17 protein-coding genes and 1 pseudogene are annotated in these 22,163 nt (G+C 71.2%); 14 read left to right on the forward strand and 4 right to left on the reverse strand.

What is annotated here, in order from left to right; all coding sequences use genetic code 11:
• The 3 genes from GTW40_RS29360 to hflX all read left to right on the forward strand — a co-directional run.
• A partial coding sequence (locus GTW40_RS29360; RefSeq protein ID WP_202486573.1) for a bifunctional (p)ppGpp synthetase/guanosine-3',5'-bis(diphosphate) 3'-pyrophosphohydrolase occupies nt 1-531 on the forward strand: 531 nt, incomplete at its 5' end.
• Nucleotides 532-692: 161 nt separating this feature from the next.
• Nucleotides 693-2,210 (forward strand): M1 family metallopeptidase, encoded by a 1,518-nt coding sequence (locus GTW40_RS29365; protein WP_161183166.1) that lies wholly within the window; start codon nt 693-695, stop codon nt 2,208-2,210.
• A 186-nt stretch (nt 2,211-2,396) separates the two neighbouring features.
• Nucleotides 2,397-3,887 (forward strand): GTPase HflX, encoded by a 1,491-nt coding sequence (gene hflX / locus GTW40_RS29370; RefSeq protein WP_161183167.1) that lies wholly within the window; start codon nt 2,397-2,399, stop codon nt 3,885-3,887.
• 97 nt (nt 3,888-3,984) lie between these two features.
• Here the strand turns inward: hflX and GTW40_RS29375 are convergent, their stop codons facing one another.
• Nucleotides 3,985-5,190, reverse strand: coding sequence for a hypothetical protein (locus GTW40_RS29375; protein ID WP_202486574.1), 1,206 nt, complete (start codon nt 5,188-5,190; stop codon nt 3,985-3,987).
• 289 nt (nt 5,191-5,479) lie between these two features.
• Here GTW40_RS29375 and GTW40_RS29380 point away from each other — a divergent pair, with 289 nt between their 5' ends.
• The 4 genes from GTW40_RS29380 (at nt 5,480) to GTW40_RS29395 (ending at nt 12,106) form a co-directional block, all read left to right on the forward strand.
• Nucleotides 5,480-6,925, forward strand: coding sequence for a diaminobutyrate--2-oxoglutarate transaminase family protein (locus GTW40_RS29380; RefSeq protein WP_161183168.1), 1,446 nt, complete (start codon nt 5,480-5,482; stop codon nt 6,923-6,925).
• Nucleotides 6,926-7,305: 380 nt separating this feature from the next.
• Nucleotides 7,306-9,273, forward strand: coding sequence for an IucA/IucC family protein (locus GTW40_RS29385; protein WP_161183169.1), 1,968 nt, complete (start codon nt 7,306-7,308; stop codon nt 9,271-9,273).
• A gap of 51 nt (nt 9,274-9,324) precedes the next feature.
• Nucleotides 9,325-9,954 carry a GNAT family N-acetyltransferase gene (locus tag GTW40_RS29390; protein WP_161183170.1) on the forward strand — a complete coding sequence of 210 codons (630 nt, stop codon included), beginning with the start codon at nt 9,325-9,327 and terminating at the stop codon, nt 9,952-9,954.
• 175 nt (nt 9,955-10,129) lie between these two features.
• Nucleotides 10,130-12,106 (forward strand): ATP-dependent DNA helicase, encoded by a 1,977-nt coding sequence (locus GTW40_RS29395; RefSeq protein ID WP_161183171.1) that lies wholly within the window; start codon nt 10,130-10,132, stop codon nt 12,104-12,106.
• Nucleotides 12,107-12,241: 135 nt separating this feature from the next.
• On the opposite strand, the gene lexA is transcribed toward GTW40_RS29395, so the two are convergent.
• A complete protein-coding gene (lexA, locus tag GTW40_RS29400; RefSeq protein ID WP_161183172.1) occupies nt 12,242-13,021 on the reverse strand; it encodes a transcriptional repressor LexA in 780 nt (259 codons plus the stop codon).
• A gap of 615 nt (nt 13,022-13,636) precedes the next feature.
• Here lexA and nrdR point away from each other — a divergent pair.
• Complete coding sequence (gene nrdR, locus GTW40_RS29405) at nt 13,637-14,188, forward strand: transcriptional regulator NrdR (protein WP_161183173.1); 552 nt, start codon at nt 13,637-13,639, stop codon at nt 14,186-14,188.
• 160 nt (nt 14,189-14,348) lie between these two features.
• Entirely contained in the window at nt 14,349-17,243 is a 2,895-nt protein-coding gene (locus GTW40_RS29410) for a vitamin B12-dependent ribonucleotide reductase (protein WP_161183174.1), read from the forward strand.
• A gap of 184 nt (nt 17,244-17,427) precedes the next feature.
• Here GTW40_RS29410 and GTW40_RS29415 read toward each other — a convergent pair whose 3' ends face one another.
• A complete protein-coding gene (locus GTW40_RS29415) occupies nt 17,428-17,976 on the reverse strand; it encodes a hypothetical protein (protein ID WP_237525810.1) in 549 nt (182 codons plus the stop codon).
• 87 nt (nt 17,977-18,063) lie between these two features.
• Nucleotides 18,064-18,597 (reverse strand): TerD family protein, encoded by a 534-nt coding sequence (locus GTW40_RS29420; RefSeq protein WP_161183175.1) that lies wholly within the window; start codon nt 18,595-18,597, stop codon nt 18,064-18,066.
• Between the two features lie 148 nt (nt 18,598-18,745).
• Between GTW40_RS29420 and GTW40_RS29425 the strand changes: the two genes are divergently transcribed.
• The 5 genes and pseudogenes from GTW40_RS29425 to GTW40_RS33440 form a co-directional block, all read left to right on the forward strand.
• On the forward strand, nt 18,746-19,351 hold the full coding sequence (locus tag GTW40_RS29425; protein WP_161183176.1) for a YdbC family protein: 606 nt from the start codon (nt 18,746-18,748) through the stop codon (nt 19,349-19,351).
• A gap of 80 nt (nt 19,352-19,431) precedes the next feature.
• Complete coding sequence (locus GTW40_RS29430; RefSeq protein WP_161183177.1) at nt 19,432-20,091, forward strand: histidine phosphatase family protein; 660 nt, start codon at nt 19,432-19,434, stop codon at nt 20,089-20,091.
• 92 nt (nt 20,092-20,183) lie between these two features.
• A complete protein-coding gene (locus GTW40_RS29435; RefSeq protein WP_161183178.1) occupies nt 20,184-21,089 on the forward strand; it encodes an ADP-ribosylglycohydrolase family protein in 906 nt (301 codons plus the stop codon).
• Nucleotides 21,090-21,206: 117 nt separating this feature from the next.
• A complete protein-coding gene (locus GTW40_RS29440) occupies nt 21,207-21,908 on the forward strand; it encodes a ribonuclease HII (RefSeq protein ID WP_161183179.1) in 702 nt (233 codons plus the stop codon).
• Between the two features lie 68 nt (nt 21,909-21,976).
• Nucleotides 21,977-22,163: pseudogene (locus GTW40_RS33440) on the forward strand (hypothetical protein); the annotation flags it as partial.

The raw sequence follows: 22,163 nt of genomic DNA on the forward strand, positions 1-22,163 counted from the left end.
GACCGGCCCGCCGAAGCGGAGGCCCCCGCTGACGGCGCCGGTCCGGCCCGCCCCGCCGCCGGTGCTCCCGCCGCGCCCTTCCCGGGCGCCGACGTGATCGTGGACATGCCCGGGGCCGCCGTACGACTCGCCGGGTGCTGTACGCCCGTGCCGCCCGACGACATCAACGGCTTCGCCGTGCGCGGGGGAGTGGTGACCGTGCACCGCGCCGAGTGCGCGGTGGCCGAGCGCATGCGGGAGCGGGGGCGCACCGAGGTCGGCGTGCGCTGGGGGGACAGCGCCGGATGCCGGGTCACCCTGGTCGCTGAATCGTTCGGCCGCCCGCATCTGCTGGCCGACCTGACCGAGGTGATGGCCCTGGAGGGCGCCGAGATCATCTCCGCGACCGTGGCCCCGCCCACCGAGCAGCGGGTCCACCACAGCTACACCCTCCAACTCCCCGACGCCGCGCACCTCCCGGCCCTGATGCGCGCGATGCGCGACGTGCCGGGGGTGTACGACGTGAGCCGGGCGCAGGGGCCCGCGTCCTGAGCGCGGGGCCGCGGGTGCTGAGCGCAGGGCCGCGGGCTCGGTCCGTGGAGCGGGCGGCGGAGGCGCCCACGCCCTGATCGTGGGCCACGGGCGCAACCCGATCGGGTGGGCCGGGCGCGCGCCGTCGCCGTGGCGCGGCGGCACGCTGGTAGCGGTGGGGCATGCCGTTCAACCTCCTCCCGCGTCCGATCCCCGGCCTCCGTCGCGCACGCCGTCGCAAGGCGGGCCTGCTCGCCTCCGCCGTCGCGGTCTGCCTGGTCGCCGCCGGAGCCCCCGCCGAGCCCCTGGGCATCGGCGACCGGCTCTACCCGACCCTGGGCAACCCCGGCTACGACGTGGCGTCGTACGACCTCGCCTTCAGCTACTCCGGCCGCAACGACAAGCCGCTGAGCGCCGTCACCACCATCCGGGCCCGGACGACCGCCACGCTCGACCGCCTCAACCTCGACTTCGCCCACGGCACCGTCGAGTCCGTCGAGGTCGACGGGCGCCCGGCCCGGTTCACCGGCGCGGGTGAGGACCTGGTCGTGACCCCGGACCGCCCGCTGCCGCTCGGCAGCTGGACCCGGATCACCGTGCGGCACACCAGCGACCCGGTCGCCGCGAAGGACCAGGAGGGCGGCTGGGTGCGCACCACGGACGGCCTCGCCATGGCCAACCAGGCCGACGCCGCGCACCTGGTCTTCCCGTGCAACGACCACCCGTCCGACAAGGCGATGTTCACCTTCCGGATCACCGCCCCGAACGGCTACACGGCCGTCGCCAACGGACTGCCCACCGGCACCACCCGGGGGGCCCGCACCACCACCTGGGCCTACCGTTCCGCGCACCCCATGGCCACCGAACTCGCCCAGGTGTCCATCGGCCGCTCCACGGTCGTCCACCGCAAAGGCCCGCACGGACTGCCGGTGCGCGACGTCGTCCCCACCGCCGACCGCAAGACCCTCGAACCTTGGCTCGCCAAGACGCCCGGCCAGATCGCCTGGCTGGAGAGCAAGGTCGGCACGTATCCCTTCGAGACCTACGGCGTGCTCATGGCGCAGGCCAGCACCGGGTTCGAGCTGGAGACCCAGACCCTCTCGCTCTTCGAGAAGGGCATCTTCACCGAGCCCGCCTACCCGAAGTGGTACATCGAGTCGGTCATGGTGCACGAGCTGTCCCACCAGTGGTTCGGCGACAGCGTCAGCCCCCGCACCTGGTCCGACGTGTGGCTGAACGAGGGGCACGCCACCTGGTACGAGGAGCTGTACGCCGACGAGAAGGCGGACCACCCCATGGAGGACCGGATGAAGGCCGCCTACGGTGCCTCCGACCGCTGGCGCGAGGCGGGCGGCCCGCCCGGACGCCCCAAGCCGCCCGCCCCCGGCCAGAAGATCGGCATCTTCCGCCCCAACATCTACGACGGCGCCGCGCTCATCCTCTACGCCCTGCGCCAGGAGATCGGCCGCCCCGCCTTCGAGCGCCTGGAGAAGGTCTGGGTCCAGCAGAACCGGGACTCCAGCGTCGGCACCGCCGACTTCATCCGGCTCGCCTCCGCGATCGGCGGCCGCGATCTGACCGGCTTCTTCCACGACTGGCTCTACAGCGCGAAGACCCCGCCCATGCCTGGCCACCCCGACTGGAAACCGGCCGCCCCGGCCCCGGCCAAGGGGGCCGGAGGTCCCAAGGGCGGCGCCTGAGCCCAGCCCCCGCTACGACCCGCATCCGCCCCCGCGATAACGCGGTGACGCGACATGCCGTGCCGTGCGACCATCTTCGAGCGGCGCGGCACGGTACCCGGGGAATCTCCCGGGGTACCGGAACGTTGTCCCTGATGTCCGGCCGCCTTCGCGGCCCGGACCGCATCCCATCGACGTAAGGACCCAATGACCTCCTCTTCTTCCCCTTCCCAGGACTCCCAGCGGCGCGCGCACGCCTACCCCGAAGGGCTTCGGGCCGATGCCCTGATGGAAGAGGACGTCGCCTGGAGTCACGACATCGACGGCGAGCGGGACGGCGACCAGCTCGACCGCTCCGAGCGCGCGGCCCTGCGCAGGGTCGTCGGACTGTCCACCGAGCTGGAGGACGTCACCGAGGTCGAGTACCGGCAGCTCCGTCTGGAGCGGGTCGTGCTCGTCGGCGTGTGGACCACCGGCACCGCGGCGGACGCGGACAACTCCCTCGCGGAGCTGGCCGCCCTCGCGGAGACGGCGGGCGCCCTGGTGCTCGACGGCGTGATCCAGCGCCGTGACAAGCCCGACGCGGCCACCTACATCGGCTCCGGCAAGGCGCTCGAACTGCGCGACATCGTGCTCGAGACCGGCGCCGACACCGTGATCTGCGACGGTGAGCTGAGCCCCGGCCAGCTGATCCAGCTGGAGGACGTCGTCAAGGTCAAGGTCATCGACCGTACGGCCCTGATCCTCGACATCTTCGCCCAGCACGCCAAGTCCCGCGAGGGCAAGGCCCAGGTCGCGCTCGCGCAGATGCAGTACATGCTGCCGAGGCTCCGCGGCTGGGGCCAGTCGCTGTCCCGGCAGATGGGTGGCGGCCGCGGCGGCCTCGCCACGCGTGGTCCCGGTGAGACCAAGATCGAGACGGACAGGCGCCGCATCCGCGAGAAGATGGCGAAGATGCGCCGGGAGATCGCGGAGATGAAGACCGGCCGCGACGTCAAGCGGCAGGAGCGCCGACGCAACAAGGTGCCCTCCGTCGCCATCGCGGGCTACACCAACGCGGGCAAGTCCTCCCTGCTCAACCGCCTCACGGGCGCCGGTGTCCTGGTCGAGAACGCGCTGTTCGCGACCCTGGACCCGACCGTCCGCCGCGCCGAGACCCCAAGCGGCCGGCTGTACACGCTGGCCGACACCGTGGGCTTCGTCCGGCACCTGCCGCACCACCTGGTCGAGGCGTTCCGCTCCACCATGGAGGAGGTCGGCGACTCCGACCTGATCCTGCACGTGGTGGACGGCTCGCACCCCGTCCCGGAGGAGCAGCTGGCCGCCGTGCGCGAGGTGATCCGGGACGTCGGCGCCACCAACGTGCCCGAGATCGTCGTGATCAACAAGGCGGACGCGGCCGACCCGCTGGTCCTCCAGCGGCTGCTGCGGGTCGAGAAGCAGTCCATCGCCATCTCGGCACGCACCGGCCAGGGCATCGAGGAACTGCTCACGCTGATCGACGACAAGCTGCCCCGCCCCTCGGTCGAGGTCGAGGCGGTCGTCCCGTACACGCACGGCAAGCTCGTCGCCCGCGCCCACACCGAGGGCGAGGTGATCTCCGAGGAGCACACCGCGGAGGGCACCCTGCTCAAGGCCCGGGTGCACGCGGAACTGGCCGCCGAACTGGCGCCGTACACGCCCGCGGCCACGGCCTGACACATCCGCGCGGCGAAGCCCGACGCGCACACGACGAGGCCCCGCCGACCCTCTCCTCACGGAAGGGTCGGCGGGGCCTCGTCCTGTCTGCGGGGGCTCAGTTCCCGGCGAACTGCTTGCTCACCGAGTCGTACACACCCTTGGCCACCTCACCCAGCCGGGGACCGGCCAGCCAGCCCGAGGAGGCCGGGCCGATCGAGGTGTTGGAGACCAGCGTCGGCTCGCCGCCGCTGCCCGCCTCCACCCAGCCGCCGCCGGAGGAACCGCCCGTCATGGTGCAGCCGATGCGGTACATCGTCGGGTCCGCCGCGGCGATCGACAGCCGACCCGGCTTGTCGCTGCACTGGTACAGCCGCTGCCCGTTGAACGGCGCCGCCGCCGGATAACCGCTCGCCGTCAGGCTCCGCACATCCGTCGCCGCCGGGGCGTTGAAGTCCACCGGCAGCGCCCCGCCGACCGTCTCCTCCAGCGACTTGCCGCCGCTGCCCTGCTCCGGCGTCACATGGATCACCGCGAAGTCGTACGAGGCACCGTTGCCGCCGGTCTCGCCGCCGCCGTCGATCCACTGCTGCGAGGTCTTCGCCGAGTCGGCCCACCACACCCCGTACGGCGCGACCTCCGCGCGCGAGGCGGTCTTCATCTCGGTGGGCGAGAGGCTCTGGTTGTTGTACGACGGCACGAAGGCGATGTTGCGGTACCAGCCGCCCTCCTTGCCCGCGTGCACGCAGTGACCGGCCGTCCAGATGAGGTTGGACTTGCCGGGGTGCGCCGGGTCCTGCACGACCGTCGCCGAGCAGACCATCGTGCCCTTGGGGGCGTCGAAGAACACCTTGCCGGACGTGGCCGCGTTGGTGTGATACGGCGCCTTGACCGCCTGCGCCTCCACCGGCTGCGGCGTCGGGTCCGTCACGCCCTCGTCGCCGGAGAGGTCGCCGTCACCGACGCTCTTGGCCGGGTCGTCGGCGTCGCGCATCCGGTCGGGGTCCCACAGACCCTTGATGATCGGGTTGATGAAGTCGTTGGCCTCGCGCAGCCAGTCGTCCCGGTCCCAGTTCTTCCAGGCGCCGTTCTTCCACTTGTCCATGTCGATCCCGTGCTCCCTCAGCTTGTTGCTGAGGTCGTCCGGAACCCTGACCTTGCCGTCGCCCACGCCCGCCGCTGTCGGTGAACCGCTCGCGTTGTCGTCGCCCCCGCAGGCGGTCGCCGTCAGCGCGAGCGCGGAGACCAGCGCGACAGCCGCCAGCGTTCTGCGGGTGCCGCCCCCTCCCCGTCGAACGATGGACGACGGACGTATGGATCGCATGGTCGTGACTCCCCCTGCTGTGAAGGAATATGGTGCTTCGACCCGTCATCGACGGTCGACTCGGGGCGAGTTCGTGCCGAAGACGTGGCCGACTGGGAACGGGAACACACACTATGCGGTCGCCGTGGGGGACTTCCGACGGAACCGCAACGGTTACGTCACGGCAAGGATCTTGAGGCAACCCGTAACCCGCGGGCCGGTGCGCGGTTGGTAGCGGTTGGGGGTCCGTGGCCGCTGCCCGGTCCCCGACCATCAACTCGCCTGTGGACAGCGGGGAGGACAGCGAGCCGTGGCCGTGACCGAGTCGGAGGCTGAAGGCGCGTACGGGGAAGCCCCGGCCGTGCACGAGGGGATTCTCGGGCGCCAGTCGGCGCGCGAGTCTGCGGCCCGCACCTATGCCCGCGCGCTGCCCATCGTGCCGGTGCGGGCGCGCGGCCTGACCATCGAGGGCGCCGACGGCCGCCGCTACCTGGACTGCCTCTCCGGCGCCGGAGCCCTCGCCCTCGGCCACAACCACCCGGTCGTGCTGGAGGCCATCCGCAAGGTCCTCGACTCCGGTGCCCCGCTCTCCGTCCTCGACCTGGCGACCCCGGTCAAGGACCGGTTCATCACCGAGCTGTTCCACACCCTGCCGCCCGGACTGGCCGACCGCGCGCGCGTCCAGTTCTGCGGGCCCGCCGGCACCGACGCGGTCGAGGCCGCGCTCAAACTGGTCCGGGCCGCCACCGGCCGCACCGGCGTCCTCACCTTCACCGGCGCCTACCACGGCATGACCGCGGGCGCCCTCGCCGTCTCCGGCGGCGCCGACGACGTACGGGTCGCCCGCCTCCCCTATCCGCAGGACTACCGCTGCCCCTTCGGTGTCGGCGGCGCGCACGGCGCCGAACTCTCCGCGCGCTGGACCGAGTCCCTCCTCGACGACCCCAAGTCGGGCGTGCCCCTGCCCGCCGGAATGATCCTCGAACCCGTCCAGGGCGAGGGTGGGGTCCTCCCGGCCCCGGACGACTGGATGCGCCGGATGCGCCGGATCACCGCGGAACGGTCCGTCCCGCTCATCGCCGACGAGGTCCAGACCGGCGTCGGCCGGACCGGCGCCTTCTGGGCCGTCGACCACAGCGGCGTCACCCCCGACGTGATGGTCCTGTCCAAGGCCATCGGCGGCAGCCTCCCGCTGGCCGTGGTCGTCTACCGCGACGACCTCGACGTCTGGCGGCCCGGCGCCCACGCGGGCACCTTCCGGGGCAACCAGCTCGCCATGGCCGCGGGCACCGCCACCCTGGCCTACGTCCGCGAGAACGGCCTCGCCGACCGCGCCGCCGCCCTCGGCGCCCGGATGCTGGCCCAACTCCGCGAGCTGAAGAGTCGGTTCCCCTGCGTCGGGGACGTGCGAGGACGCGGGCTGATGATCGGGGTCGAACTGGTGAACCCGGAGGGCCCGAGCACCGCCCCCGGCACCGACTCCCGCGAACCTCGCGCCGCCGCGGCCCCACTCCCTGCCGCTCCCGAACTCGCCCTCGCCGTCCAGCGGGAGTGCCTCGACCGCGGCCTGATCGTGGAACTCGGCGGGCGCCACAACGCCGTCGTCCGTCTCCTGCCGCCTCTGACCATCACCGACGAACAGGCGGCGGCCGTCCTGGACCGCCTCACCGACGCGGTGACGGCCGCGGCCCGTCACCACCCGGACCGGGCCCAACCACTCCGACGGCCCGCGATCCCGGCCGAACGCACCGGCTAGCGGCAACGGCCCGACCCCCTCGGCCGAGCGCCACCACCCGAACGCGCCGGCCGACCGCAGCGGCCCGAACACCACGGCCGACCGCAGCGGTGCGCAAGCAACGCCCAGCCCTGGCGGCCCGAACACCACCGCCGACCACAGGCACCCGGGACCACCCGGCAGCCGACCTGGCCGAACCCACCCGCCCACCGAAGCGGGGTGAACCGGCCGTCCCCGCCGACCCGGAAACCACCACCGTCGCGCCGACCCGATCGCACGACGGACGGGCGCCCACACCCCGGCGCCCCGAACCCCGTGCCACAACTCCCTCATCCATGCCCTCCTGACCAGCCGTCATCCCGCATCACCTCGAACCACCCGCACAGCCCCGAGGAGCCGTCTTGACCGCCACACCCGCACCCGACGGCCGTTCCGAAACCCCCGACGAGCCGCTCGACCCCGGCGCACCGCCCGCGCCCGCCCCCCTCGCCGAGGCCGTCCCGCAGCAGAAGCGGCGCGCCCCCGACCCCGTACCCCCGGGGGATTCCGGCGCCGACCCGCTGGAGCACCCGGACCCGCTCACCGCCGCACAGGCGGCAGCCGTGGACAATCTGCTGCGCTGCTGGGCCCGCGAGACCGGCGTCGCCGCTCCGGACGACGGCGCGCTCCACGTCCCGCTGCCCGCCAGCGGCGCCGCCCTGACCGTGCCCGTCCGCCACTGGTCCCCGGTCGGCTGGCACCGATTCGGACCGCCCCGCCTGCACGGCGCCCCCGACCAGGCGCCCCCCGTCGACGCCGTGACCCTCGCCGCCCTGCTCTCCCGGGAGACAGCGGGTCAGGGCAGTGCCGACTCCGGCTCCGCGCAGTCCACCGGTGACGGCTTCACGCAGTCCACCGGTGACGGCGCCGACCTCGTCGCCCGGGTCGCCGACTCACTGCGCAACACCGCCGCCTTCCTGAACGAACGCCGCGCGCACCCCGCCGACGGACCGGACCTCTTCCTCGGCGCCGAACAGGCCCTGCTCCTCGGCCACCCCCTGCACCCGGCCCCGAAGAGCCGCGAGGGACTGACCGAATCCGAGGCCCGCCGCTACGCACCCGAGACGCACGGCTCCTTCCCGCTGCACTGGATGGCCGTGGCACCCTCCCTTCTCGCCGCCGACTCGGCCTGGACCGAGCGCGGCCGCACCGTCACCGCCGCCGAACTCACCCGGCGCCTCGCCGGAATCGACCTCTCCCTTCCCGAGGACTACGCCGCCCTTCCCCTGCACCCCTGGCAGGCCCGCGAACTACGGCACCGCCCCGCCGTCGCCGCTCTTCTCGACGCCGGCCTGCTCTGCGAACTCGGCCCCCTGGGCCCCGACTGGCACCCCACCTCCTCCGTACGTACCGTCTACCGCTCCGGCGCCCCCGCGATGCTCAAGCTCTCGCTCGGCCTGCGCATCACCAACTCCCGCCGCGAGAACCTGCGCAAGGAACTCCACCGGGGCGTCGAGGTGCACCGCCTGCTGCGCACCGGACTGTCCGAGCAGTGGCGCGCCGCGCACCCCTCCTTCGACATCGTCCGCGACCCGGCCTGGCTCGCCGTGGACGGCCCGGACGGGCAGCCGCTGCCCGGCCTTGACGTGATGATCCGCCACAACCCGTTCCTCCCGGCCGACGACGTGGGCTGCGTCGCCGGACTGGTCTCGCCGCGCCCGCTCGCCGCACCGGGCACCGATGCCGCACCGGCCCAGGACCCCTGGCCGCTGCGCTCCCGGCTGGCCCGGCTCGTCGCGCGTCTCGCCGGTCGCACCGGCCGCCCGGTGGGAGCCGTCTCCGCGGAGTGGTTCCTGCGCTATCTCGAACAGGTCGTCCGTCCCGTGCTGTGGCTCGACAGCGAGGCCGGGATCGCCCTGGAGGCCCACCAACAGAACACCCTCCTGCTGCTCGACCGGGACGGCTGGCCCGCCGGGGGCCGCTACCGCGACAACCAGGGCTACTACTTCCGCGAGTCCCGCCGGGCCGAACTCGACGCCCGGCTACGGGGGATCGGTGAGCGGAGCGACACCTTCGTCTCCGACGAGGTCACCGACGAACGCTTCGCCTACTACCTCGCCATCAACAACGTGCTCGGCCTGATCGGCGCGTTCGGCTCGCAGCGTCTGGCCGACGAGCGCCTCCTGCTCGCCGCCTTCCGCCGCTTCCTCGACGCCGCCGCCTCGGGACCCGCCGCGCTGCGCAGCTCCCTGCCCGGCCATCTCCTCGACTCACCCGCCCTGCGCTGCAAGGCCAATCTGCTGACCCGGCTGCACGGCCTGGACGAACTGGTCGGCCCGGTCGACACCCAGTCCGTCTACGTCACCATCGCCAATCCCCTCCATTCCTGAGGCCCGTCCCCTTATTTCCTGAGTCGCCTTCCTTCTAGAGCGGAGCAACCGGTGTCCTTCACAAGCGAGTTCGTCGGCACGCGCAGACCGGGTCCGCTCCTGGCGGACGACGATCTGCTCGACGCACCGGCCACCTGGGGCGCGACCATCACCGCGGTGGGCCGGTTCGAGTTGGCACCGGTGCGCCTGGACCGGGACCTCGCACTCGTCCACCGCTGGATGAACGACCCGGCGGTGGCCGCCTTCTGGGAACTGGCGGGCCCCATGAGCACGACCGAGGGCCACCTGCGGGCACAGCTCGACGGCGACGGACGCAGCGCGCCGTGCCTGGGCGTCCTGAACGGCACACCCGTCGGCTACTGGGAGATCTACCGGGCCGACCTGGACCCCCTGGCCCGGCACTACCCGGCCCGCCCTCACGACACGGGTATCCACCTACTGATCGGCGACGCCTCCCACCGAGGGCGAGGGCTGGGCTCGATCCTGCTCGCGGCCGTCGCCGACCTGATCCTGGACCGCCGCCTCTTCTGCACCCGCGTCGTCGCGGAACCGGACATGCGCAACACCCCCTCCGTGGCTGCCTTCCTGAGCGCCGGATTCCGGCGCGCTGCCGAGGTCGACCTGCCCGGCAAGCGGGCCGCCCTCATGATCCGTGACCGGCCCCACCCCCGACGTGCGTGACGGAGGGTCGCCGACCCGTCACATGTTGTACGTTCCGAGATCCCCGCGGGTTCCACCTTTTAGAAAAAGAATCCGAGAAATCTCCGACCGGGAAAATCGCAGTGATCGCACCCACCGCCCCCGTCCCCCGTTCGGCCGCCCGATTGTCAGTGGGGGGCCGTAGGGTGGTCGGGCTATGACGAAGCCCTCACTCCCCGAACTCCTCCACGCCGCCGTCGCCGCTGTCGGCGGCACGGAGCGTCCCGGCCAGGTCACGATGGCCGAAGCGGTCGCGGAAACGATCGACGACGGATCCCATCTGCTGGTCCAGGCCGGCACCGGCACCGGAAAGTCGCTCGGCTATCTCGTGCCCGCGCTCGCGCACGGGGAGCGTGTCGTCGTGGCCACGGCCACGCTCGCCCTCCAGCGCCAGCTCGTGGAGCGCGACCTGCCGCGCACGGTGGACGCCCTGCATCCGCTGCTGCGCCGCCGCCCGGAGTTCGCCATGCTCAAGGGCCGGTCGAACTACCTCTGCCTGCACCGTCTGCACGAGGGGATGCCGCAGGACGAGGAGGACGGCCTCTTCGACCAGTTCGAGGCGGCGGCCCCCACCAGCAAGCTGGGCCAGGACCTGATCCGCCTGCGCGACTGGTCGGACGAGACGGAGAACGGCGACCGCGACGATCTCACCCCGGGCGTCTCCGACCGCGCCTGGGCGCAGGTGTCCGTGTCCTCACGGGAGTGCCTGGGCGCGACCAAGTGCGCCTACGGCGCCGAGTGCTTCGCCGAGATGGCCCGCGAGCGCGCCAAGCTGGCCGACGTCGTCGTGACCAACCACGCCCTCCTCGCGATCGACGCCATCGAGGGCGCCCCTGTGCTGCCCCAGCACGAGGTGCTGATCGTGGACGAGGCGCACGAACTCGTCTCCCGCGTCACCGGCGCCGCCACCGGCGAGCTCACGCCCGGCCAGGTCAACCGTGCCGTCCGCCGGGCCGCGAAGCTCGTCAACGAGAAGGCCGCCGATCAGCTCCAGACCGCGGCCGAGGGCTTCGAGCGGCTGATGGAGCTGGCCCTGCCCGCCCGCCTGGAGGAGATCCCGGAAGACCTCGGCTACGCCCTGGCCGCGCTGCGCGACGCCGCCCGCACGGTGATCACCGCGCTCGGCTCGACCCGGGACAAGTCGGTCCAGGACGAGGACGCGGTGCGCAAGCAGGCCCTGGCCTCGGTGGAGACGGTGCACGGCGTGGCCGAGCGGGTGCTGAACGGCTCGGAGTGGGACGTCGTCTGGTACGAGCGCCACGACCGTTTCGGCGCCTCCCTGCGTGTCGCCCCCATGTCGGTGTCCGGCCTGCTCAGGGAGAAGCTCTTCGCGGACCGCAGCGTCGTCCTCGCCTCGGCGACCCTCAAGCTCGGCGGCGACTTCAACGGCGTCGGGGCCTCCCTGGGGCTCGCCCCCGAGGGGCAGGAGGGCGACGACCTGCCGCAGTGGAAGGGCCTCGACGTCGGCTCGCCGTTCGACTACCCCAAGCAGGGCATCCTCTATGTCGCCAAGCACCTCGCCCGCCCCGCGCGGGACGGCGACCGCGCCGACATGCTGGACGAGCTGACCGAGCTGATCCAGGCCGCGGGCGGCCGCACGCTCGGACTCTTCTCCTCGATGCGGGCCGCCCAGCTCGCCGCCGAGGAGCTGCGGGCGCGCATCCCCGAGTTCCCGATCCTGCTCCAGGGCGAGGAGACGCTCGGTGAGCTGATCAAGAACTTCGCGGCCGATCCCAAGACCTGTCTCTTCGGAACGCTGTCGCTGTGGCAGGGCGTCGATGTGCCGGGGCCCAGCTGCCAGCTGGTCGTCATGGACAAGATCCCGTTCCCGCGTCCCGACGACCCCCTGATGAGCGCCCGGCAGAAGGCGGTGGAGGACGCGGGTGGCAACGGCTTCATGGCGGTTGCCGCCACACACGCCGCCCTGCTCATGGCGCAGGGCGCGGGCCGTCTCGTCCGGGCCACCGGGGACAAGGGCGTCGTCGCGGTACTGGACCAGCGCCTCGCCACGGCCCGGTACGGCCAGTATCTGAAGGCTTCGCTGCCCGAGTTCTGGTACACCACGGACCGTAACCAGGCGCGCAAGTCGCTCGCGGCGATCGACGCGATGGCGAAGCAGGCAGAGGGGGAGTAGGCCGCCCCGAGGCCGTACGAGAATCCCGAGGCGCGCAAAGCGCAAAGAAGGAGAAAAGGCAGGAGCCCCGGAACCGGCGCAGGGGTTCCGGGGCCCGCTCAGGGGGACGGGCCGGGGCCCGGTCCGCCGCGGTTGTCACACGCGGCGGAGTACCGCGACGACCTTGCCCAGGATCGTCGCGTCGTCGCCGGGGATCGGCTCGTAGGCGGCGTTGTGCGGGAGGAGCCAGACGTGGCCGTCCTCGCGCTTGAAGCGCTTGACCGTGGCCTCGCCGTCGAGCATGGCCGCCACGATGTCGCCGTTCTCCGCGACGGGCTGGCGGCGCACGGCGACCCAGTCGCCGTCGCAGATCGCGGCCTCGATCATGGAGTCGCCGACGACCTTGAGCACGAACAGCTCGCCGTCACCGACCAGCTGCCGGGGCAGCGGGAAGACGTCCTCGACCGACTCCTCGGCGAGGATCGGGCCGCCCGCCGCGATGCGGCCGACCAGTGGGACGTACGACGCGGCCGGCTTGCCCGCGGTGTCGGTGGGCTGCACGGTCACGGTCTGGTCGGAGCCGCGCACCTCGTAGGCGCGCGGGCGGTGCGGGTCGCGGCGCAGGAAGCCCTTGCGCTCCAGGGCCATCAGCTGGTGCGCGACGGAGGAGGTGCTGGAGAGGCCGACGGCCTGGCCGATCTCGCGCATGGACGGCGGGTAACCCCGCCGCTGCACCGAGTCCCTGATGACCTCGATCACGCGGCGCTGCCGATCGGTGAGGCCCGAGCTGTCCGCACGGATGCCTGGAGGTCGGCCCGGCAGGGAGCGCTTGTGTCCTTCGGGATTCGTGGCTTCGTTCATCGTGTGCGCGGGCTCGGTCCGGCCGTCGGCTCGGCCCTGGGCAGTGATGGTGGCACTGTCGGCGGTGGTGGTCACGTCGGCCCCTCTCGATGGTCTCCCTGCTGCACAACGGTAGTTGCTTTCGAAAGGTTGCGCCAAACACACGTTCGAGTGAAAAAGCGTGATTCACCTGACGCGATCAAGTGTCCAGGTGTATGGCTCACGCGATCCATGCTGGGCAAAATGCCCATTGCTGTACTCTTCACCACCGGGCGGGCGGCCTCGCGCGCGCCGCCCAGTGTGTCATCCGGGGCTCCTCCGGCGGCCTGCGGGTGATGCCGGTCCCCGGCCCACGCTTTCCCGGGGTCCCCTTCCGGACTGGAGCGGACCGTTCTCGCGGGCGGTGTTCACCGTAGCTCCGGGCCTCTCCGTGCGGCACACAGGAGCCCCGCGTGTCCGTCCGGGGCGGCATCGCGCCCGCCCCGCGCCCGCCTCGTACCCGCTCTCGCGCGGTGACACGCGTGTCTGCCTCGGTGTTCGAGGCGATCCCCACATGTAGTGGTTGGATGGCTACAGATACCCACAAGTTGTGTTCGTTGCCGGTCCAGGGGTCTTCCGCACCTCCGCGATCGCCTATGCTTAGGTGCTGCTTCGCGGGGCTCCTGAGGTCCGGCGAGGCCATTGAGTCTGCTGTGAGGAGGGTTGGAGATCATGCACTGCCCCTTCTGCAGGCACCCCGACAGCCGTGTGGTCGACAGTCGTACGACCGACGACGGCACGTCGATCCGCAGGCGCCGCCAGTGCCCTGACTGCTCCCGTCGTTTCACGACCGTGGAGACGTGCTCGCTCATGGTGGTCAAGCGGTCCGGAGTCACCGAACCGTTCAGCCGTACCAAGGTCATCAATGGCGTGCGCAAGGCGTGCCAGGGGCGGCCGGTCACCGAGGACGCGCTTGCCCAGCTCGGGCAGCGGGTCGAGGAGGCGGTACGGGCGACCGGAAGCGCCGAGCTGACCACCCACGACGTGGGACTGGCCATACTCGGTCCGCTGCAGGAGCTCGACCTCGTCGCCTACCTGCGATTCGCCTCCGTCTACCGGGCGTTCGACTCGCTCGAGGACTTCGAGGCCGCGATCGCGGAGCTGAGGGAGACGACGCGCGGCCCCGCCGCGGACGACGAGGGCGCGGAAGCGGGGCGCCAGGAGGACCAAGCCGGGCAGCCGAGGACCCCTCAGGTCCCGGTGCCCGCGCACGCCGCCGAATGACCGGCCGGCCGGAAGACGGGAGCGATCCCGGAGTCCGGCCGGAGGGCGGCTCACTTAGACCTGTCGCGGGTGGCGCCGATGGTGCCCGCGACGCAAGACAGAACACGTGCCCTGGGAACATCGGGGCACTTCAGGGCGTTTTGCCCGACAGGGAGGCGGCATGACAGAGACGGCGAGCGGTCCGGCACGAGGTTCCCGAGCGAAGGGCACCAAGGCCACCAAGGGACTGCGCATCGAGCGCATCCACACGACCCCCGGCGTGCACCCGTACGACGAGGTCGAGTGGGCGCACCGCGACGTCGTCATGACCAACTGGCGCGACGGCTCGGTCAACTTCGAGCAGCGTGGCGTCGAGTTCCCCGACTTCTGGTCGGTGAACGCGGTCAACATCGTCACCAGCAAGTACTTCCGCGGTGCCGTCGGCACCCCGCAGCGCGAGGTCAGCCTCAAGCAGCTGATCGACCGCATCGTGAAGACGTACCGGAAGGCCGGCGAGGACTACAAGTACTTCGCCTCGGCCGCCGACGCCGAGATCTTCGAGCACGAGCTGGCCTACGCCCTCCTGCACCAGATCTTCAGCTTCAACAGCCCGGTCTGGTTCAACGTCGGCACGCCGCAGCCCCAGCAGGTCTCCGCCTGCTTCATCCTGTCCGTCGACGACTCCATGGAGTCGATCCTCGACTGGTACAAGGAAGAGGGCATGATCTTCAAGGGCGGTTCGGGCGCCGGTCTGAACCTGTCCCGCATCCGCTCCTCCAAGGAGCTGCTCTCCTCCGGCGGCAACGCCTCCGGCCCGGTCTCCTTCATGCGCGGTGCCGACGCCTCCGCCGGCACCATCAAGTCCGGTGGCGCCACCCGCCGCGCGGCCAAGATGGTCGTTCTCGACGTCGACCACCCCGACATCGAGGACTTCATCCAGACGAAGGTCAGCGAGGAGGAGAAGATCCGCGTCCTGCGCGACGCGGGCTTCGACATGGACCTGGGCGGCGACGACATCACGTCCGTCCAGTACCAGAACGCCAACAACTCGGTCCGCGTGAACGACGAGTTCATGAACGCGGTCGAGGGCGGCACCGACTTCGGCCTGCGCGCCCGCATGACCGGTGAGGTCATCGAGAAGGTCGACGCCAAGTCGCTGTTCCGCAAGATCGCGGAGGCGGCCTGGGCCTGTGCCGACCCGGGCATCCAGTACGACGACCAGATCAACCACTGGCACACCTGCCCCGAGTCCGGCCGGATCACCGCGTCGAACCCGTGCAGCGAGTACATGCACCTGGACAACACGTCCTGCAACCTCGCCTCGCTGAACCTGATGAAGTTCCTCAAGGACGACGGCAAGGGCAACCAGTCGTTCGAGAGCGAGCGCTTCCAGAAGGTCGTCGAGCTGGTCATCACCGCGATGGACATCTCGATCTGCTTCGCGGACTTCCCCACCGAGAAGATCGGTGAGAACACCCGCGCCTTCCGCCAGCTCGGCATCGGCTACGCCAACCTCGGCGCCCTGCTGATGGCGACCGGCCACGCGTACGACTCCGACGGCGGCCGCACGCTCGCCGCCGCCATCACGTCGCTGATGACGGGCACCGCCTACCGCCGCTCCGCCGAGCTGGCCGCGATCGTCGGCCCGTACGACGGCTACGCCCGCAACGCCGACGCCCACAAGCGCGTCATGAAGCAGCACGCCGACGCCAACGCGACGGCCGTCCGCATGGATGACCTGGACAACCCGGTGTGGGCCGCCGCCACGGAGGCCTGGCAGGACGTCGTGCGCCTCGGCGAGGAGAACGGTTTCCGTAACTCCCAGGCGTCCGTGCTCGCCCCGACCGGCACCATCGGTCTGGCGATGTCCTGCGACACCACCGGTGTCGAGCCCGACCTCGCGCTGGTCAAGTTCAAGAAGCTCGTCGGCGGCGGCTCGATGCAGATCGTCAACGGCACGGTCCCGCAGGCCCTGCGCCGCCTGGGCTACCAGGAGGAGCAGATCGAGGCGATCGTCGCCCACATCGCCGAGCACGGCAATGTGATCGACGCCCCGGGCCTCAAGACCGAGCACTACGAGGTCTTCGACTGCGCCATGGGCGAGCGCGCCATCTCCCCGATGGGCCACGTCCGCATGATGGCCGCGATCCAGCCCTGGATCTCCGGTGCCATCTCCAAGACGGTCAACATGCCGGAGACGGCGACCGTCGAGGAGGTCGAGGAGATCTACTTCGAGGCCTGGAAGCTCGGCGTCAAGGCGCTCGCGATCTACCGCGACAACTGCAAGGTCGGCCAGCCGCTCTCCGCCAAGAAGAAGGAGGACGAGAAGGCCGAGGTGACCGCGAAGGCCGAGGCGACCATCCGCGAGACGGTCGAGAAGGTCGTCGAGTACCGCCCGGTCCGCAAGCGCCTGCCCAAGGGCCGTCCCGGCATCACCACGTCCTTCACGGTCGGCGGCGCCGAGGGTTACATGACCGCCAACTCCTACCCGGACGACGGTCTCGGCGAGGTCTTCCTGAAGATGTCCAAGCAGGGTTCGACGCTCGCGGGCATGATGGACGCCTTCTCCATCGCCGTCTCCGTCGGCCTCCAGTACGGCGTGCCGCTGGAGACCTACGTCTCGAAGTTCACCAACATGCGCTTCGAGCCGGCCGGCATGACGGACGACCCGGACGTGCGGATGGCGCAGTCGATCGTCGACTACATCTTCCGCCGCCTGGCGCTGGACTTCCTGCCCTTCGAGACGCGCTCCGCGCTCGGCATCCACTCCGCCGAGGAGCGTCAGCGTCACCTGGAGACCGGCTCCTACGAGCCGGCCGACGACGAGGTCGATGTCGAGGGTCTGGCCCAGTCCGCCCCGCGTCAGACCGAGCTGAAGGCGGTCGCGACCCCCAAGGCCGAGGCCGAGTCGGTCAAGCCCGCCCCCAAGCAGGCCCACACCAGCGCCGAACTCGTCGAGATGCAGCTGGGCATCCAGGCGGACGCCCCGCTCTGCTTCTCCTGCGGTACGAAGATGCAGCGAGCCGGTTCCTGCTACATCTGCGAGGGCTGCGGCTCGACCAGCGGTTGCAGCTGATCAGCGGCTGAGCCCGTGACACGGGCTCGGTGAAGGGGCGTCGGCCAACAGGTCGGCGCCTCTTCTGTTGGGGCCGCTCAGGGGCTTACGGGGTGGCCGAGGGCGTGGACCCGCTCGGCTTTCCTCTCGAAGTTCGCGGTGGGGGAGAGGGTCGCGACGATGTGGCGGGTCAAGGGGGCGCCGGTCAGGATGGCACGGACCGCATCGAGGTCGATCGGCCGGTCCCAGTTCTCCTCGGCGAAATTCGCGTACGCCTCCGCGCTGCCGTCGGCGAGGAGGTCGAAAAGCCATTCGGTGCCTCCGATTCGTCGTCGGCGAACGTCACCGGGCCGCATCGCCAGGCGGCCGCACCCGTCTCGCGCCAGGCGCAGACCGTGGCGTCGAGGAAGCCCTCGAACTGGAGCTCCGGCGTCGTCGCGCAATGCGCCAGGGAGGCGGGCAGGCCGTCGAGCAGGCCCGGCCAGTGTGCCCGCGGATCCTCCCGCCAGGGTGTGGCGTCGCATTCGTGGTCGAAGCCGTGGAGGAAGACCCCGGCCGGGTCGAACACGATGCCCCACTGGTCCCCGGAGCCGTTCTCCATCCGGGCGAGGTCGACCCCCTCGCGCCAGTTCGGCTGGTACATGTGCATGGGCGCCGTCGGGTCGAGCACGGTGTCCAGCACCGCGAAGGCGCGGCAGCGGGCTGCGAGCACGGCCGGGTCGGGCAGCAGGGGCAGCAGGTCGTGCACGTTCATGACGGCCATTCAGCAGCGCACCACTGACAACGCCGTACCACCGACAACGCCCCGGCCGCTCCCTCGCAGGCCGGGGCGTCGCGGTGCTCAGTCGCGACGTTTGGTTCCCAGAACGCGAGTAAAGGTTGCCGGGTCCTCGTCAAAGCCATGGACGCCCGCGTGGAAGGTCCATTCGCCGGAGCCGTCCCGCACGAACTCGGCGACCGTCGCCGCCGTGGCGTCCGGTACGGCGGCGAAGCCGGTCTCGGAGAGCGCCGTGTAGCCCTCGCTGACGCGGACCGCCGGGTTCAGGACCGAGGCGAACGTGGTGCGGCCCTGGCCCTGCTGGATGACAACGCCGACCACCACGCGCACGTAGCGGCCGTCCAGACGGTCGAGTTGGAGGTTCATGACCTCGTCCCAGCCGAAGCCCTTGCCGTCGGGGCTGTCCCGGTTGAGGGAGATCGTGCCGTCCGGGGAACGGCTGTCGAAGTACACCAGATAGGCGGGTTCCCCGTACGTGTTGTCCGCCGTGAACGTCGCGGCCACGAGGTCCAGGTCCGAGGGTGGCTGTCCCGCCGGGCTGGGGTCCCACTTCAGTGCCACCTCGACCCTGCGGATTCCCTTACCGAATCCGGTCACCAGGTTTCCCCTCTCCCGAAGGTCCGTTTTCTCAACTTCCGCTGCATAAAGCCTCGTTGTTCATCGTGCCATGCGAACAGGGCTTCCGCGCGGGGGATATGAGCCGGAGCGTGACCGACGCCACGTCCCGTGGCCTTACGATGGCGCAGTGCTGGTCAAGTGGATTCGCTGCACCGTCGTGGACCGCCGGGGGTTCGAACGGGGACAGCGGAAATGGGCGGGGCTTCTGGGGGAGCCGGGATTTCGGGGACAGGGCGGAGGCTGGAGCCGGCAGCGGCCGGGTGTCGCGCACATCTTCACCTTCTGGGAGAGCCGCGCCTTCTACGACTCCTTCATGGCGCGCTCGCACGACCGCCTCGCCGCGTCGCAGTCCGGCACGTTCAAGGACAGCCAGGTCAAGCTGTTCGAATACCGCTTCGACGTGAAGACCGGCTTCGAACCCCGGTTCACCGACGCGGATCTGATCCGGGTCGCCCTGTGCCGTGCGCACGAGGAGCGCGTCGAGCACTTCACCCTCATGCAGGAGAAGGTCTGGAACCCCGCCATGGCGGGCTCGCCCGGCATGATCAGGGGCATGTTCGCCGAGGCACCCGCGCACGAGTTCCTGGTGCTGTCCATGTGGCGCTCGGCCGCCGAGCACGGCAAGTACCGCACCGAACGCGTGGAGCGCCTCGCCCTGCGCGCCCAGACCGAGGCGGACATCGCCGCACTCTCCGGCGACATCGTGGAACTCGAGCCCTCCTGGACGGTCTGAGACGCCCGGAGCATGTGACCTACGCCGTATGAAGCCGGTACGCGTGCGCGACCGCCGCCGGGGCGATCTAGGGTGCTGGCATGGCACGACCACGGCGCATCATTCTTGTCCGGCACGGCGAGTCAACGGGCAACGTCGATGACTCCGTGTACGAGCGCGAGCCCGACCACGCCCTCGCCCTGACCGAGCGCGGCCGGAGGCAGGCCGAGCACACCGGCGAGCGGCTCCGCGAGATCGTCGGCGACGAACCCGTGAGCGTGTACGTCTCCCCGTACCGCCGCACCCACGAGACCCTGGACTCCTTCCACCTCGATCGCGCGCGCATACGCGTGCGCGAGGAGCCCCGCCTGCGCGAGCAGGACTGGGGCAACTGGCAGGAACGCGACGACGTACGCCTCCAGAAGGCCTACCGCGACGCGTACGGCCACTTCTTCTTCCGCTTCCCGCAGGGGGAGTCCGGCGCCGACGTGTACGACCGGGTCGGGGGCTTCCTGGAGAGCCTGTTCCGCAGCTTCGAGGAGCCCGACCATCCTCCGAACGTCCTTCTGGTGACCCACGGCCTGGCCATGCGGCTGTTCTGCATGCGCTGGTTCCACTGGACCGTCTCCGAATTCGAGTCGCTGTCCAATCCCGGGAACGCCGAGATGCGCATGCTCGTTCTCGGGGAGAACGGCAAGTACGCCCTCGACCGCCCCTTCGAGCGCTGGCGCGAACCGGTGCCGTACTGGATCGGTGGTTGAGAGCGGACGCGCCTTTCCAGGCCGGATCGCTGAACACGGGGCACTGAAAACCGGATGATCGAACACCAGGACCGCGCATAGGCTGCCCGAAGATGACCTCCGACTCCTCCTCTTCCGGGCGCCTCGACCGCGCCCTGGCCAGCCTGCGCGGACTCGCGGTGGGCGACGCGCTCGGCTCGCAGTTCTTCGTCCCGGTGAACCACCCCCTGCTCAAGCGGCGCGAGCTGCCCGACGGACTCTGGCAGTGGACCGACGACACGGAGATGGCCTGCTCGGTCGTGTCCGTCCTCGCCGCCCACGACCGCGTCCACCAGGACGCCCTGGCCCACTCCTTCGCCCATCACCACGACTTCGACCGCGGCTACGGCCCCGCCGTGAACCGACTGCTGCGCCTCGTCCGCGAGGGCGCCGACTGGCGCGAACTGGCCGCCCGCCTCTTCCAGGGCCAGGGCTCCTGGGGCAACGGCGCCGCGATGCGGATCGCCCCGCTCGGCGCCTGGTACGCCGACGACCCAGAGCAGGCCACCCACCAGGCGGAGATCTCCGCCTACCCCACCCACCAGCACCGGGAGGCCGTGGCGGGCGCCATGGCGGTGGCCGCCGCTGCCGCGCTGGCCGCCTCCCCGGACGGCCCGCCGACCCCGGAAGCGCTCCTGGACGACGTCATCGCCCTGGTGCCCAGAAGCGCCGTGGAGGCGGGCCTCAGGCGCGCCAGGGGCATGCTCGACTACGAGGACGCGGGCACCGTCGCCGCCGTCCTCGGTTGCGGCCGCCGTACCAGCGCGCACGACACCGTGCCGTTCGCCCTGTGGTCCGCCGCCCGCGCCCTCACCGACTATGAGCAGGCTTTCTGGACGACCGCCCAGGTCGGCGGCGACGTGGACACGACCTGCGCGATCGTGGGCGGCGTCCTGGCCGCGGGCCCGGCGGGCGCCCCGCCCGAGACGTGGTCGGAGCGGACCGAGGGGCTGCCCGCGTGGGTGCCCGACGGCCGCTGACGGCAACGGACGACGGCCGCTCCGGAGGCGGTACGACCCGGCTCCGGCCGTCCAGGACCGCGTAGGGGAGGGGCGGGGTGTCGCGCCCCTCTCCGGGCGGCGTACGCTAAGGACGCCATGCCGTACGAACCACCCACTCATACCGTCGAGCGCTCCCTGCGCGCCACGACCGGAGCTAAGGTCATCGCCGGCGTCGACGAGGTGGGACGCGGCGCCTGGGCCGGGCCCGTCACGGTCTGCGCGGCGGTCACCGGACTCCGGCGCCCGCCCGAGGGACTCACCGACTCCAAACTGCTCACGGTCAAGCGGCGTACGGAACTGGCCGGGATACTCCAGACCTGGGTGACGGCCTACGCCCTGGGAGACGCCTCCCCCGAGGAGATCGACGACCTGGGCATGACCGCCGCGCTGCGCCTGGCCGCCGTACGGGCCCTGGAGTCGCTCCCGGTGCGTCCCGACGCCGTGATCCTCGACGGCAAGCACGACTATCTCGGCGCTCCCTGGCAGGTGCGCACAGTGATCAAGGGTGACCAGTCGTGCGTCGCCGTCGCGGCGGCCTCGGTGATCGCCAAGGTGCGGCGCGACAAAATGATGGCCGAACTCGGCGTCGGCCATGCAGACTTCGGATTCGCGGACAACGCCGGGTATCCCTCACCCGTGCACAAGGCCGCACTGGAGGAGCGGGGACCCACTCCGTACCACCGCCTGTCGTGGGCGTATCTTGATGCGCTGCCCCAGTGGCGGCACCTCAAGAAGGCCCGCGCTTGGGCCGGCGGAGGCGCTCCGGAGATCGAAGGCCAGCTCGGCTTCGACTTCTGACGGTTCCGCTCGCACTGATGTGCCACCCGGACGTCGGTGTTGTTTCAACGTTTGATAAAAATCAGCTCATGCCTCTCATTCCCGAGGAGCCTCAGATTCACGAGAGTGCCCAGGGTTCCAGCGCCACGGCGGCCACCAGCCACCTCGCGCCGACCCCTCGCCCCGTACCCGGCCCCCGCCCCGCGGCTTCGGCCCGCCCCGGTCGACCCGGCCCCCCGCGGCCGGCACCGCCGGTGCAGCGCATGCCGCGTGACG

Source organism: Streptomyces sp. SID4985, from assembly GCF_009863025.1.
Taxonomy (GTDB): Bacteria; Actinomycetota; Actinomycetes; order Streptomycetales; family Streptomycetaceae; genus Streptomyces.

Excerpts from the sequence above, each read along its gene's own strand:
- GTW40_RS29365 (WP_161183166.1), top strand. The coding sequence starts at position 693 with ATGCCGTTCAACCTCCTCCCGCGTCCGATCCCCGGCCTCCGTCGCGCA.
- hflX (WP_161183167.1), top strand. The coding sequence starts at position 2,397 with ATGACCTCCTCTTCTTCCCCTTCCCAGGACTCCCAGCGGCGCGCGCAC.
- GTW40_RS29375 (WP_202486574.1), bottom strand. The coding sequence starts at position 5,190 with ATGCGATCCATACGTCCGTCGTCCATCGTTCGACGGGGAGGGGGCGGC.
- GTW40_RS29395 (WP_161183171.1), top strand. The coding sequence starts at position 10,130 with ATGACGAAGCCCTCACTCCCCGAACTCCTCCACGCCGCCGTCGCCGCT.
- nrdR (WP_161183173.1), top strand. The coding sequence starts at position 13,637 with ATGCACTGCCCCTTCTGCAGGCACCCCGACAGCCGTGTGGTCGACAGT.
- GTW40_RS29410 (WP_161183174.1), top strand. The coding sequence starts at position 14,349 with ATGACAGAGACGGCGAGCGGTCCGGCACGAGGTTCCCGAGCGAAGGGC.
- GTW40_RS29415 (WP_237525810.1), bottom strand. The coding sequence starts at position 17,976 with ATGAACGTGCACGACCTGCTGCCCCTGCTGCCCGACCCGGCCGTGCTC.
- GTW40_RS29430 (WP_161183177.1), top strand. The coding sequence starts at position 19,432 with ATGGCACGACCACGGCGCATCATTCTTGTCCGGCACGGCGAGTCAACG.
- GTW40_RS29435 (WP_161183178.1), top strand. The coding sequence starts at position 20,184 with ATGACCTCCGACTCCTCCTCTTCCGGGCGCCTCGACCGCGCCCTGGCC.
- GTW40_RS29440 (WP_161183179.1), top strand. The coding sequence starts at position 21,207 with ATGCCGTACGAACCACCCACTCATACCGTCGAGCGCTCCCTGCGCGCC.